The sequence below is a fragment of the Lacticaseibacillus paracasei subsp. paracasei genome, assembly GCF_000829035.1.
GTDB classification, from domain to species: Bacteria; Bacillota; Bacilli; order Lactobacillales; family Lactobacillaceae; genus Lacticaseibacillus; species Lacticaseibacillus paracasei.
On sequence record NZ_AP012541.1, the window covers coordinates 1,245,494 to 1,259,992 of the forward strand.

Below are 14,499 nucleotides of genomic sequence, written 5' to 3' on the forward strand. Positions count from 1 at the left end.
GAGGTGGAGCCAATGAAAGAGCAAGAATTAGCACCTAAGTACGATCATAAGGCCGTTGAAGCTGGCCGGTATCAAGAATGGCTAGATGAGGATGTTTTCAAACCGAGCGGTGATCAAAAAGCCAAGCCATACTCGATTGTCATCCCGCCGCCAAATGTGACGGGTAAGTTGCACATGGGCCATGCCTGGGACACAACGCTGCAGGATATTGTGATTCGCGAAAAGCGGATGCAAGGTTTTGATACGTTGTGGCTGCCCGGAATGGATCATGCCGGAATCGCGACCCAAGCCAAAGTTGAAGCTAAGTTGCGTAAAGAGGGCATCAGCCGCTATGACCTAGGGCGCGATAAATTTGTTCAAAAAGTTTGGGAATGGAAAGACGAATTTGCCAAGACGATTCACAGTCAGTGGGCGAAGATGGGGTTGTCACTTGATTACAGCCGCGAGCGTTTCACCTTGGATACGGGACTTAACGAGGCTGTTCGTAAGGTCTTCGTTGAGTTGTATAAGCAAGGCCTGATTTATCGGGGCGAATATATCGTCAACTGGGATCCACAGGCCCGTACGGCGTTGTCGGATATCGAAGTCATTCATGAAGATGATAAAGGCGCCTTCTACCATGTGAAATATCCGTTCGCAGACGGGAGCGGTTATATTGAGATCGCCACAACCCGTCCCGAAACGATGATGGGCGATACCGCCGTTGCTGTCCATCCTGGTGACAAACGCTATCAGGACTTAGTTGGCAAAGAGCTGATTTTGCCGCTGGCTAATCGCAAGATTCCAATCATCGAGGATGCGTATGTTGATCCAGCATTTGGGACAGGGGCGGTTAAAATCACGCCGGCACATGACCCTAATGACTTTCAGGTAGGAAATCGCCATGACTTGAAGCGGATCAACACGATGAATGAAGATGGCACGATGAACGAAAATGCTGGCAAGTACAATGGCATGGATCGCTTTGAAGCTCGGAAGGCCATGGTGGCGGATCTGGATAAGGAAGGTCTGCTACTGAAAGTTGAGCCAATTGTGCATAGTGTTGGTCATAGTGAACGCACCGGTGTTCAGGTCGAAGCTCGGCTGTCAACTCAATGGTTTGTGAAAATGAAGCCGTTAGCGGACGCTGCCATCAAAGCACAACAGGAAGCTGATAAAAAGGTGACCTTCGTGCCAGATCGGTTTGAGCACACCTATTTGCAATGGATGGAAAATATTCACGATTGGGTTATTTCTCGGCAACTTTGGTGGGGTCATCAAATTCCGGCTTGGTACAACAAGCAGACTGGCGAGACCTATGTGGGCATGGAAGCACCAAAAGACATTGAAAATTGGCAGCAAGATCCAGATGTTTTGGATACTTGGTTCTCAAGTGCTCTGTGGCCATTTTCAACGATGGGCTGGCCGGATACCGATTCACCGGATTACAAACGCTACTATCCAACGGACACATTGGTTACCGGCTACGATATTATTCCATTTTGGGTGGCTCGAATGATTTTCCAAGGGTTGCATTTCACTGGCGAGCGTCCGTTCAAGTACACCTTGATCCATGGCCTGATGCGAGACGAACAAGGCCGCAAGATGAGTAAATCCTTGGGCAATGGGATTGACCCGATGGATGTGATCGAAAAATACGGGGCCGATGCTTTGCGCTGGTTCTTGATTACAGGGAATAAGCCTGGTCAGGATACTCGCTTTAGTTACAAACAAGTTGAAGCCGCTTGGAACTTCATTAACAAAATCTGGAACATCTCCCGATTCGTGATGATGAATCTCGGGGACTTGGAGAAGCCGCAACAACCAGATCCAAGCACCTTCGATTTATCTGATAAGTGGTTATTTGCCCAATTGAACGAAACGATTAAGCAGGTCACTGATCTATCTGAACGCTTCGAATTCGGCGAAATGGGTCGGACTCTTTATAACTTTACTTGGAACGTTTTTGCTGACTGGTATGTTGAAATGAGTAAAGAAGTGCTTTATGGCGATGACGAAAAAGCGAAGGCAGCTAAGCGAGTTAATCTTGCTTATGCGCTTGACCAGATTCTGCGCCTGTTGCACCCAGTCATGCCATTTGTGACTGAAAAGTTATGGCTTGCTTTGCCACACGCAGGACAGTCAATTGTAACAGCCAGTTATCCAGTTGCTAATGATGCTTTTGAAAATTCGGCCGCTGTTGATGCCATGGATTCAATCATCGCTTTGATTCGCGGCGTCCGTAGCATTCGTAAGGATGCAGGTGCGCCACTCAAGACGAAAGTTGACATTATTGTCAAATTAACTGACCCGGCTTTGAAGCCAATTTTTGAGGACAACTTTGACTTTATTGATCGGTTTGTTAACAGCAAAGCTTTCACAGTAGGAACCGATGTTGCCGAGCCTAAAATGGCTGGCAGCACCGTGATCACGGGAGCAACAATCTTCGTACCGTTAAATGAACTGGTGGATCTTGATGAAGAGCGGGCTAAGTTGACAAAGGACGCTAAGAAGCTTCAGCAAGAAATCGATCGCATCGATAAAAAGCTGAACAATCAAGGCTTCCTCGCCAAGGCACCTGAGGCAGTTGTTGAAGAACAACGGACCAAGCGCAGCAATTTTGCCGATCAGCTGAACAGCACACAGCAGCGGTTGGCACAGTTGCAGCAGGCTTAATCAAGTTTCGCTTTAAAGTAACGATCAGATTGACGTTGGTTTGCTTTTGGTTAATAGATTGATTGAAAAGGGGACTGACCATGGTAACATGGCCAGTCCTTTTTGTTTGCCTATAGACGGCTGACCGTTTAAACGCTTTTGGCACAAGGTTGCGTCTAGTTATCATTCAAAAATCACTGGGTAAACATCATAACTTCTCCAGAATTTCTGGTATCATGAAACTTATGAAGCTAGCACTTGCACGCTGGCATAGAAACCGGGCGCGTTCATGCCCTGAGGAAAGAAGTTAACCATGGACTACACCGAAAGTGTCGCGTATATTCATTCGTTTCCGCGCTTGGCCAAAACTGGCGACCATCAGCGCATTCTCACCTTGTTGCATGCCTTGGGTGACCCGCAAAAACGAGGCCATTATATTCATGTCACTGGGACAAATGGTAAAGGCTCAGCCGCCAATGCCATTGCCCATATCCTTGAAGCAAGCGGTTTGAGCGTCGGTTTGTATACATCACCGTTCATTATGCGGTTTAATGAGCGCATGATGATTGATCATCAGCCCATTCCTGATGCTGAGCTTGTTAAAGCGGTCGCTGTCGGACAACAGGCCTTGACCCAGCTGCGGCAAGCGACACCAGATTTCGGGGTCACGGAATTCGAATTTATCACGGCTCTGGCCTTTTGGTATTTTGATCAAAAACAGGTGGATTTGGCAGTGATTGAGGTGGGAATTGGTGGCGACACAGATTCCACCAATGTGATCACGCCGGTTGTAAGTGTGCTGACTGAGGTAGCTTTAGACCATCAAAAACTGCTTGGCGATACGATTACTGCGATTGCCACGCATAAAGCTGGCATCATTAAACCGCACGTCCCGGTTGTGACTGGCAATTTGGTACCAGATGCTGATGCTGTTGTGGCGGCAAAGGTTGCAGCAACAGCTAGCACGTGGTTGCGATTTGACCGCGACTTTTCCGTTCCCAAAGCGCGCTTGCATGGCTGGGGTCAGCGATTGACTTATGCCGACAAGGATGGCGAGCTGACATACATGGATATACCGCTGGTTGGTGATTACCAACAGCGAAATATGGCAATTGCGATTCAGACGGCAAAAGTCTATGCCTCTGCAACGAATTGGCCGTTGAAGTCGCAGGAAATTCGCCAAGGGCTAGCGGCCAGTCGATGGCCGGCGCGATTAGAGAAGTTAAGTGACGAACCACTGATTGTGATTGACGGCGCCCATAATCCGGACGGCATCAAGGGATTAATTGCCGCATTGCACCAGCTCTTTAAGCAACCGGTGACAGTGATTGCTGGCATTTTGGCTGACAAGGATTATCACACCATGGCCGATGCACTAACGAAGGCATTTCATACCGTGTATCTCGTACCGGTACCAGGCAATGCCCGGGCTTTGCCTGAGGCTGGGTATGCAGCCTTGCATGAAGGCCAATTAAAGGATTCCTGGCAAGAAGCAATGGCCGCGAGCCTTGCTGACGATCCGGATCAGCCAATCATCTTAACCGGCTCGCTTTATCTGGCCGCTGATGTTCGACAAACTTTAAGAGCGTGAGCCAACCCGGGTAGAAACCGGAGTGTAAGCGGACCTGAACGTGATGGCAGGGCTTTGGCCATTGCGTTCAGGGTCCTTACACGCAGGTTTTGGGGCTGGCGAACGCGTTTAGAGCGTGAGTAGGCGCGGTTAGAAACCGGAGCATAAGCGGCCTTGAAGTCTAAATGGCTGATCCTTGGCCATTTAGACTTCAAGGTCCTTATGTGCAGGTTTCTGCGCCTGCAAACGCGTTTCAGAAGAGCCGAGACCAGCTCAATTAGAACAGCGCGTGAGCAGTTTTTTTGTGTCACGAGCGACTTTAAGGAGGAGACCATGACGACTACCATTATTTTTGATCTTGATGGCACCTTGGTGAACACCGAGGCACTTTATCTCAAAAGCAATGTCAAAGCTGCCGCTCAACTGGGATTGCATCGCACTGAGGCTGATTTTCGGCCGTTAGTGGGTGCAGCCGGCCCCAGCGAGGCCAAAGTGATTGCCGACATGATTGGCGCCGAACATGCTGCTTGGTTTCAAAAGTTTTCGACGGCGGATGTTCTTGATCAAATTCAAGGCGGCGCAGATTTTGTTTTGCCAAATGTACAGCCAACTTTAGCGGCATTGACAACGACAGGTTATCCATTGGCGCTGGCGACGAGTAGTCCGCGGCATTATGTGGATGTTGTCTTGGCAGCAACCGGCTGGCAGCGGCAGTTTCACCCGATTTTGACTGGCAGCGATGTACAGGCGCATAAGCCTGATCCTGAGATGTACGAAGCAATGAAAGTCAAGCTGGGAAATGTGCCAGCTGTTGTCGTTGAAGATACCCATGTTGGTGTTGAAGCGGCTGTTGGGGCTGGCCTGCCAGTGGTCATGATTCCTGGTATTGCGCAAAAACCCGATTCAAAAGCGACCGCGATTCTGTCATCAATCAGCGAATTACCAGCTTGGTTGAAAAATCAGCCTGCGTTTGCGTAATTTTCTAATGACACCGATAACTGATCGGTGAAGTGAGAAAATGCCAACAGGGGGAATTTTCATGGCAGATGCAGCAGAATTGCCACGTGAACGGTTATTAGCGCATGGTCCGCAGGCTTTGACGGATGCTGAGCTTTTGCAGCTGGTGGTGCGAGCAGGGAATCAACATTATCCGGTTAAGCAGATCGTGAGTGAAGTTTTGGCGACTTATCCGAAACTTCAGGGCTTGGCAGAAGGGGATCAAGGCTTGCTTGAGCATATTCGGGGACTGGGCGCTGCCAAACGAGCTAGTATTTTAGCTGGGGTGGAGTTGGGGCGGCGGGCTATGCAACGGCAGACGGTTCGCTACGGGCAAATCAAAAATAGCGAACAGTTAGGCAAAACGATGATTTCTCGGTTTGCTGGTGTGAATCAGGAATCCATGTTGATTTTATTTTTAGATGTTAAGAATCAGATTATTACTGAACAGATTGCTGCAATTGGTACAGTAGATTCAGCTATGGCAGATCCGCGTATTGTTTTTAGAGAAGCGTTAAAGTTGAGCGCCACAAACCTGATTATGGTACACAATCATCCCAGTGGTGATCCCTCACCAAGTCAGGCGGATCGGGACACCACGACTCGGTTTCAGTTGGCCGCCGCGTTGCTTGGCATGCATTTGATTGACCATCTCATTGTTGGTGGGGAACGCTATTATTCATTCGCGCGCGATGATCCGGAGTTCAATTAGGCAGGGGAACAAAGTTGTAAGCTTTTCTCAAATTGCCCATCTGGCATGAAAATCGGGTAGTTTCACATTTTGTCACAGAAATAAATATGCTATAATGCATGGAGTTATACGAAATGAGTCAGCATAAGGGGAGAACGTCTTGTTTGGATTTGGATCAAAAAATATCGGGATCGATCTTGGCACTGCAAATACCTTGGTTTACGTTGACGGTAAAGGCATCGTTTTAAACGAACCTTCCGTTGTCGCGAAGAATACCCAAACGGAAGAAGTCATTGCGGTTGGTGAAGAAGCTCGCGACATGATCGGTCGTACCCCGACCAATATCGTGGCGATCCGCCCAATGAAAGATGGGGTCATCGCTGACTACGATACAACGGCAGCCATGTTGAAATACTTCATGCAAAAGGCGCTCGGCAACGGTAGCCATCCGCAGGTCATGATTTGTGTGCCTAGCGGTGTGACCGAAGTTGAAAAACGCGCCGTGATTGATGCGGCTAAAGTTGCTGGTGCACGCGATGCATTCGTCATTGAGGAACCTTATGCTGCTGCGATCGGTGCTGGCTTGCCAGTTATGGATCCTACCGGCAGCATGGTTGTTGATATTGGCGGCGGCACGACTGACGTGGCGACCATCTCACTTGGCGGTATCGTGTCCAGTCGTTCTATTCGAGTGGCCGGTGACAAGTTTGATGAAGCGATCATCAATCACTTACGGCAGAATTTCAACCTGTTAATCGGTGAGCGAACAGCTGAAGCCATGAAGATTCAGATTGGCTCAGCATCTGTTGAAAAAGCAAAAGATATTGACGGCATGACGGTTCGCGGTCGTGATTTGTTGAGTGGTTTACCGAAGACAATCGAAATTTCAGCGACTGACATTGCCAGTGCCATTCATGAAAATGTTCTTGATATCATTACAGCAATTAAAGAGACGCTTGAAGAAACTTCTCCAGAAATTGCTGCCGATGTCATTGATCATGGGATTGTTTTAACAGGTGGCGGTGCCTTATTGAAGCACTTGCCGGATGTCATTTCGGATGAAACCAAGGTACCGGTCTTCATTGCCCAAGATCCATTGGATTGTGTTGCCATCGGTACTGGCGAGTCATTGAAGAATATTGATGTCCTAAAGAAGCGTTAACAGCCCATAAATGAAGATGGTTCGTGTGTGGCAAGAGGCTGGGATGATTTGATCCTGGCCTTTTTTCGCGAGTATGACGGAGGAACCAATGCAGAAATTCTTTTCCAATAAAAAATTGATCGCCCTCATGATCGCGTTGCTGGTCAGTCTTGGTTTGATCGCAGGGTCGATGTATGCGAGTAATAATCGTAACACCCCGCCATTTATTCAACGGATTGCCAACGATGTCGTGGGCATTGGCGGCCGCTTGGTTGCCATTCCTGGGGACTTTGCTCGGAATGGCTTGGATGACATCAACAATCTTTTGGATACCTTTCAGGAGAATCAACGGCTAAAAAGTCAGCTGGATAATTTAGCTCAGACGAAGGTTCAGGTGCAGACACTTAAGCGGGAAAACAAGCAGCTGAAAACTCAGTTGAAGTTAAACGGCACCTTGACCGATTATTCTCAAATTAGTGCCGCGGTGATTTTACGGACACCAAGTGACTGGCGCAACATGGTTGTGATTAATCAAGGCAGCGCTGCTGGTGTCAAGAAAGGTATGCCGGTTATGGCCGGTTCGGGACTGATTGGTCGAGTTGTTGAAGTCAATCGGACGAACGCCAAGGTTGAGATGTTGTCGACGGCTAACAAGTCTAGTGATCGCATCGCTGCCGCTGTTGAAACTAAAGGCGATAAAGAAGTGAACGGGATCATTACTGGTTACGACGAGAAGTCCGGCGATCTCATTTTGGGTGAGCTGAATACTGATACTGATATTAAAAAAGGCGACGATGTTGTCACCAGCGGGTTAGGCGGTATGACCCCGAAAGGCTTACTCATCGGGAAAGTTGCCAGCGTCAAAAAAGATGACTATGGTTTGGCCAACAGTGTTTACCTAACGCCTGCCGCCAGTCTGAATGATGTTACTGTGGTGACCGTCATTTTGCGCACGATTGCAGGTGACTAAGATGCTGAATGAAAAACACTTTACTGGTCATTGGTGGGTTGTTCTCCTGTTGTTGTTGCTGATGTTGATTGATGGCAGTCTGGCATCGGTATTAGCCCAATGGATCATGCGCCCAAATTTTATGGGCACGCCGCAGCTGACATTACTTGGACTCATCATGATCACGTTATTTGTCCCTGAGGAAAAGTATATTACTTGGATTGCTGCGATCATTGGACTCTTGTTTGATACGTTTTATACTGGCATTTTAGGGGTCAATGCACTGCTGTTTCCATTAGTTATTTATACCATTCGACAGATTCGGCCGTATATTCCGCGAACACCGGTGTTTGTCGGTATGGTTTATATTATTGGGTTATTACTGTATGGCATTGCGAACTACATCATGAATCGGTTCATCGGTTTCGGTACTGGAAATGTCGTGATGCTTATTGCAAACCACCTCGGCCCTGGTCTGACAGTCAACTTGGCGTTGTTTGTCATTGTATATGGGCCGTTGCACCGTTTGTTAGACAATTTAGCTGAAGAATAGTTGGGGTGATGATGTGGACAGTGTCGTCTTAAAAGGTCGTAACGATGGTCTGGCGCTGCAGCTTCAAGATACAGCAGATTTTGAGCAGATCATGCGCACACTGAAAACATTACTAGGCAAACTTTACGAAGAAACGCCAACTGGTGATGTCAGTTACCGACTTGAAACCGGAAACCGTTTGCTGACCGAGGAGCAATTAGCCGATATTCAAAAGATTTTTGCTGATTTTCCGCGTTTTTCAATTAATGGGGTTGTCAGTGCGGTGATCGACAAAACGGTTGTTAACGAAATGATTGCAGCCAAAACAACCCATCGCATCGGCGGCGTTATTCGTTCTGGTCAAACCATCGATTTGATGGGCGACGTGCTTTTTCTCGGCGACCTTCATTCTGGTGCTACCTTGTGTGCTTCTGGTAATATCTTTGTGATGGGTCAGGTTGGCGGCGTGGTTCAAGCCGGCAGTCAAGGCGACGCTCGTGCCGTTGTTGTCGGTGATTTGAAAGGTGCGGGGCAGATTCGAATTGCTGATGTCGTGGAGATTGTGGCAGATCATTACGATCCTGACCGACCAGTGGCTTATCTGAATGAGTTACATACGATGACACATGCGGGATTAGCGGATCTGGCCAGCATTCGACCGCGATTATTCAAGCAAATGGAGGCAATGTAGATGGGTACTGCGTTAGTTGTCACATCAGGAAAAGGCGGCGTCGGCAAAACGACATCGTCTGCTAATATCGGGACAGCTTTGGCTCTGCAAGGGAAAAGGGTCGTTTTGTTGGACCTTGATATTGGTTTGCGAAATCTGGACGTCGTGATGGGTTTGTCAAACCGAATCATCTATGACATTGTCGATGTGGCAACCGGTCGCGCTAAACTACATCAGGCTTTGATCAAGGACAAACGGTTTGATGACTTGTTGTACTTACTGCCGGCTGCGCAAAACGCGGAAAAAGATGCTTTGGAGCCAGAACAGGTTGTTGAAATCGTTGAGCAATTACGGCCTGATTTTGACTTTATCATTCTTGATTCACCAGCCGGTATTGAACAAGGGTTTAGAAATGCAACTGGGGCTGCTGATGGTGCGATTGTGGTGACGACACCAGAAATTTCTGCCGTCAGTGATGCAGATCGTGTTGTTGGTCTGCTTGAACAACGTGAAATGCCAATAAAACCGCGCTTGGTCATTAATCGCATTCGCCAAAACATGTTAGCCGATGGGCGTTCCATGGATATTGATGAAATTACGAGTCATCTGGGACTCGATCTGCTCGGGATTATCGTGGACGATGATGGTGTGATCGCAAGCTCGAATAAGGGTGAGGCGATTGTGATGAATCCAGACGATCTTGCCAGCAAGGGTTATCGTAACATTGCTCGCCGGCTGTTAGGCGACAGCGTTCCATTGATGGATATTCGGATAAAAAAGCAGGGCTTTTGGTCAAAACTGTTCCATCGTCACGACTGAAATACGTGCTGGCGTGACAGCAAATCGGTGAAACTTTTCAGAAACTAGTTGACATTGATTAAGATTCGGTGTAATTTAGTGACAATTCATTAAAGCGTTGAGTGGAATCGATGAATGGTCGTGTCTTGAAGCGAGTCCGGGATGATGGGAACCGGATAGACATCCATTGATCACACATCCACGAGTGGACGATTGAACGAAGTAGGTCGTCTCGGTTGGGCTCGTTATCGCCGTGGTTGAGATAACTACATGAGGTTAGCTGTGTGAGCAGTTAACAAATCTGAGGTGGAACCGCGGTAAAAGCCGTCCTCTTACAGCAATTTGCTGTAGGAGGACGGCTTTTTGTTTACCGGACATCTTTCCTGGACATGATTTTTCAACCACGTGAGGCTGATTGTGTGAACAATCAGCAAACTGAGGTGGTACCACGCAAAAGCGTCCTCTTGCAGCAGCATGCAAGGGGGCGCTTTTTTGACGAGTTGGCGCGAACAGTCCCAGCTATGCGAACGCCATCAGTCACACTGACACAGCGCTGAAACGAATATCATTAGGCTTGAATACGAAAAGGGCGTGAACTGGTGTGATTAGAAACCCGAGCGTAAGCGACCAAGGTCCTTATCAGCAGGGGTTTTGCACCAGTGAACGCATTTAGAGGAGGAAACACCATGAGCTATATTTTTCAGATTTTACCGGCATTATTATCTGGTGTGAAAATGACGTTGGGTATTTTTGCTATCACACTGATTGGGTCCATTCCGTTAGGCTTGATTCTATCGGTTGGGTTGATTCCAAAGCCAAAATCGATACTGGGTAAAGCAGGGAAAGGACTGCTTGAAGGTTATGTGTGGGTTTTCCGCGGCACGCCATTACTGCTGCAGTTAATGTTTATCTTTTACGGACTCCCGATTATTGGATTGGTATTTGATCGATTCTCCGCCGCACTGGTTGCCTTCATTTTAAATTATGCCGCCTATTTTGCCGAAATTTTCCGTGGCGGCTTCGGGGCAATTGATGAAGGCCAATTCGAAGCCAGCACCGTCTTGAACATGACGCGTTGGCAGGCGCTGCGGTACGTTGTGATTCCTCAAGTGGTCAAAATTGTTTTACCGTCAATTGGTAATGAAGTCATCAACTTGGTGAAGGATTCCAGCCTAGTGTACGTCATTGGCTTGGGCGACTTGCTGCGAGCAGGTAATATCGCCAGTGCTCGTGATGTTACCTTGGTGCCACTGGTACTTGTGGGGATCATTTATCTGTTGTTGACACTGATCCTGACATTTTTACAAAAACGGATCGAAAGTGCATTTTCATATTATCGCTAGGAGGGGCAACCTATGTTAGAACTCAAACAAATTAATAAATCATTTAATGGCCAGCCAGTCCTGGTGGATATCAATGTGACGATTGAAGATGGCAAAACGTTAGCCATTGTTGGGCCAAGCGGTGCTGGGAAGACAACATTGTTGCGAATCATTAGTGGACTAGAAACTGCAGATTCCGGGACGATGATCTGGAACGGTCAGCCAACGACAGCGCAAGCATTACGCAAAGAAGGCGTCATTGGCGTTGTATTCCAAAACTTCGAACTTTTTCCGAACTTATCCGTTATGCGCAACATCACGCTTGCACCAACCTTGCAAGGCGTTGATCAGAAGAAAGCTGATGAAACGGCCAAGAAGTTGCTAGATCGGCTTGAATTAGTCGCTCAGGAAAATGCCTATCCGTATTCATTGTCAGGCGGTCAAAAGCAGCGGGTAGCTATTGCTCGGGCGTTGGCACTGAATCCGCAGATCTTGCTTTACGATGAACCCACCAGTGCGCTTGATCCACTTTTGCGGGAAAATGTGGCTGCCTTGGTTAACCAATTCAAAGCTTCTGGCATGACGCAGGTTGTCGTCACGCATGACATGGACTTTGCCGAAAGCGTGGCTGACACGACTTATCACGTTGGCAAAGGCGGTGACGGTCAATGAAACGCCGAATCGTACTGGCACTCATGTTACTCGTCACATTGCTAGGCACCGTCATTAGTGGATGTGCGCGCGAAACCGTCGGCAATTCCTGGCCACGGATCGAACGAACCAAAAAAGTCGTCATCGGTTTGGATGACACCTTTGTTCCAATGGGATTCCGTCAAAAGAACGGTCAACTGGCTGGCTATGACATTGATCTGGCAAAAGCGTTATTCAAACGCTATGGGATCAATGTCGATTTTCAAACGATTGATTGGTCAATGAAGGAAACCGAACTGAAAAATCAAACAATTGATTTGATCTGGAATGGTTATTCGGTGACACCGGAACGAAAAGAGAAGGTGGCTTTCTCTGATAATTATTTGATTAATCACCAAATTTTAGTCACCAAGACCAAAAGTAATATCAAAACGATCAAAGATATGGCTGGGAAAACCTTGGGTGTCCAAACTGGGTCAAGTGGCGCCTTTGATCTCGATGCCCAGCCAAAATTGCTGAAGAATTTCATTGCAAACAAAACACCAATTCTGTATGACACCTTTAACGATGCTTTCATTGATCTCGATGCAGGACGCATTCAAGGAATTTTAATGGATGAAGTCTACGCTCGCTATTACATTGCCCACAAACCGGACCCGTCCAGCTATCGCATTGCCAGCGACGACTTTCCACCTGAAAACTTTGCGGTTGGCATGCGCAAGTCAGACAATGTCTTACGCAGCAAGATTAATGCCGGTTTGAAAGCACTTAAAGCTGACGGCACCGTAGCAAAGTTGCAGAAAAAATGGTTTGGCAAAGTCGAGGAATAATCAGCGTATTTGCGAAGAAAAAATGAGGTTGTGCCGCTGGCAATTGTCAGGGCATGACCTTTTTTCGTCAAGAGGCACCTAAAAAGGGAACTTCGGGACCACTTGGGTGAGTATGGAAATGTATTTTTTAAAGGCATAGCTGGGCTAATTAGGTTATGATACTTAAGTAACCTTCGCCAATGAAACCACTTGTAGGCTCAAAATTTGCTGGCAGTTACGGGGAGGAAATGTTATGTGGATCTGGTTGGTCCTTGGGTTTCTTTACATCATCAACGCACTGACAGCGATCATCACGGTCTTTCGTTCGCATCGTGATATTTCTGCAGTTTGGGCATGGCTACTGGTGCTTTTACTGTTGCCGGTGGTCGGCTTCTTGATCTATTTTGTTTTTGGCCGCAAGTTACGGGCTAATCGCATGCAAGATCTGATGACGCAGCGTTTGCTGGGCATCGACGATTTAGTTGATCAGCAGCAGCAAGCCTTGGCAGCTGGCCAACCGTTGATTGGAACGCCTGGCAGTGGCGGTGTATCCGAACTGGTCCGCACCTTATTGCGTGCTGATGACGCGCTAGTAACCACCCACAATGATGTGCAAGTCTTAGCATTGCGTGAAGCCTTTTTTAAGCAATTGTTCGAAGATATTGCTGTGGCAACGGAACATATTCACATCGAAGCTTATACTATTCGGCCTGATGCAATTGGCCACCAGTTGCGCGATTTGTTAATTGAAAAAGCCCACGCCGGTGTCACCGTACGCGTGCTTTACGATACATTTGGCTCCCACGACCTACCAAACAATTTTTGGAAAAAATTAACGGCAGCTGGCGGTCAGGTTGAGCGGTTTGTCGCTACGAAACTGGGGCGTTGGAATCCGCGAATCAACTTCCGTAATCATCGTAAGCTGATCATTATTGACGGACAGCTTGCCTATCTGGGCGGTTTTAACCTCGGCAAGGAACACCACGGATTGCCAATGTTGCGCGATACTCAGTTACGAATTCAGGGCAAGGCGGTCGCCGTGGCTCAGGCGCGCTTTTTGATGGACTGGAACGGAACGAGCAAGCAACAAAAAGTAAAAAATGTTGATGTCCTGTTTAGAGAACCGGTTGTCACTGGGAACACGACGATGCAAATTGTCTCTGGCGGACCAGAGCAGCAGGTTGAAGCAATCAAACTAGGCTATCTTGGCCTCATTAATCAGGCAAAAAGAAGTATTTGGATCGAATCGCCATATTTCGTCCCAGATGACAGTTTGCTGGATGCGCTAACCATTGCGGCGAATGCCGGCGTGGATGTTCGAGTGATGATTCCCAAAAAAGCCAATCAGATCTTGATGGCCAAGGCTTCGCTATTTTATCTTAATCAGGTTGTGGCAAATGGTGGACAGGCATTTTTATATGAAGAAGGTTTTTTACATGCTAAAACGATTGTGGTTGACGGCAAATACGTTTCAACTGGCACTGCCAACTTCGATATCCGTTCGTTTAAACTGAACTTTGAAATTGCGGCGTTTATTTACGACCATCGGATTGGGAAGACTTTCCAAAAGCTGTTCTTAGCGGACATGGAACGGGCAATGCCTTACACGCAAAAAGTGATCAAAGCAAAAACGCGGCCTAAGCAACTCAGTGAAGAACTCTCCCGCTTACTAGCACCAATTCTGTAATCGCCGCGCCATGAAGCTGAGTTGAAAAAGAGCAGATAAAAAGCCGCTG

At 47.6% G+C, this 14,499-nt stretch carries 13 protein-coding genes; all 13 read left to right on the top strand.

Going from position 1 to position 14,499, the window contains the following annotated elements:
- Positions 1-12 precede the first annotated feature (12 nt).
- The gene (locus tag LBPC_RS06225) at positions 13-2,655 is read left to right on the top strand and encodes a valine--tRNA ligase (RefSeq protein ID WP_003661065.1); all 2,643 of its coding nucleotides are present in this window, start codon (positions 13-15) and stop codon (positions 2,653-2,655) included.
- A gap of 292 nt (positions 2,656-2,947) precedes the next feature.
- Positions 2,948-4,225 (top strand): bifunctional folylpolyglutamate synthase/dihydrofolate synthase, encoded by a 1,278-nt coding sequence (locus tag LBPC_RS06230; protein WP_003661063.1) that lies wholly within the window; start codon positions 2,948-2,950, stop codon positions 4,223-4,225.
- A 312-nt stretch (positions 4,226-4,537) separates the two neighbouring features.
- Positions 4,538-5,182, top strand: coding sequence for an HAD family hydrolase (locus LBPC_RS06235; RefSeq protein WP_016376191.1), 645 nt, complete (start codon positions 4,538-4,540; stop codon positions 5,180-5,182).
- A 61-nt stretch (positions 5,183-5,243) separates the two neighbouring features.
- Complete coding sequence (radC, locus tag LBPC_RS06240; protein WP_003565124.1) at positions 5,244-5,912, top strand: RadC family protein; 669 nt, start codon at positions 5,244-5,246, stop codon at positions 5,910-5,912.
- A gap of 139 nt (positions 5,913-6,051) precedes the next feature.
- A complete protein-coding gene (locus LBPC_RS06245) occupies positions 6,052-7,053 on the top strand; it encodes a rod shape-determining protein (RefSeq protein WP_003565127.1) in 1,002 nt (333 codons plus the stop codon).
- Between the two features lie 88 nt (positions 7,054-7,141).
- Complete coding sequence (gene mreC, locus LBPC_RS06250; protein WP_016365752.1) at positions 7,142-8,002, top strand: rod shape-determining protein MreC; 861 nt, start codon at positions 7,142-7,144, stop codon at positions 8,000-8,002.
- 1 nt (position 8,003) lies between these two features.
- On the top strand, positions 8,004-8,534 hold the full coding sequence (gene mreD / locus LBPC_RS06255; RefSeq protein WP_003574845.1) for a rod shape-determining protein MreD: 531 nt from the start codon (positions 8,004-8,006) through the stop codon (positions 8,532-8,534).
- A 13-nt stretch (positions 8,535-8,547) separates the two neighbouring features.
- Entirely contained in the window at positions 8,548-9,204 is a 657-nt protein-coding gene (locus LBPC_RS06260; protein WP_003565132.1) for a septum site-determining protein MinC, read from the top strand.
- Positions 9,205-10,002, top strand: coding sequence for a septum site-determining protein MinD (gene minD / locus LBPC_RS06265; protein WP_003565134.1), 798 nt, complete (start codon positions 9,205-9,207; stop codon positions 10,000-10,002).
- Positions 10,003-10,667: 665 nt separating this feature from the next.
- On the top strand, positions 10,668-11,324 hold the full coding sequence (locus LBPC_RS06270; protein WP_003565136.1) for an amino acid ABC transporter permease: 657 nt from the start codon (positions 10,668-10,670) through the stop codon (positions 11,322-11,324).
- Positions 11,325-11,336: 12 nt separating this feature from the next.
- On the top strand, positions 11,337-11,975 hold the full coding sequence (locus tag LBPC_RS06275) for an amino acid ABC transporter ATP-binding protein (RefSeq protein ID WP_003565139.1): 639 nt from the start codon (positions 11,337-11,339) through the stop codon (positions 11,973-11,975).
- Positions 11,972-12,784: an amino acid ABC transporter substrate-binding protein gene (locus LBPC_RS06280; RefSeq protein ID WP_003661049.1), complete on the top strand. Its 813-nt coding sequence runs from the start codon at positions 11,972-11,974 to the stop codon at positions 12,782-12,784. The genes LBPC_RS06275 and LBPC_RS06280 overlap by 4 nt, the downstream gene beginning before the upstream one ends.
- A gap of 232 nt (positions 12,785-13,016) precedes the next feature.
- The gene (cls, locus tag LBPC_RS06285; protein WP_003584308.1) at positions 13,017-14,450 is read left to right on the top strand and encodes a cardiolipin synthase; all 1,434 of its coding nucleotides are present in this window, start codon (positions 13,017-13,019) and stop codon (positions 14,448-14,450) included.
- Positions 14,451-14,499 lie beyond the last annotated feature (49 nt).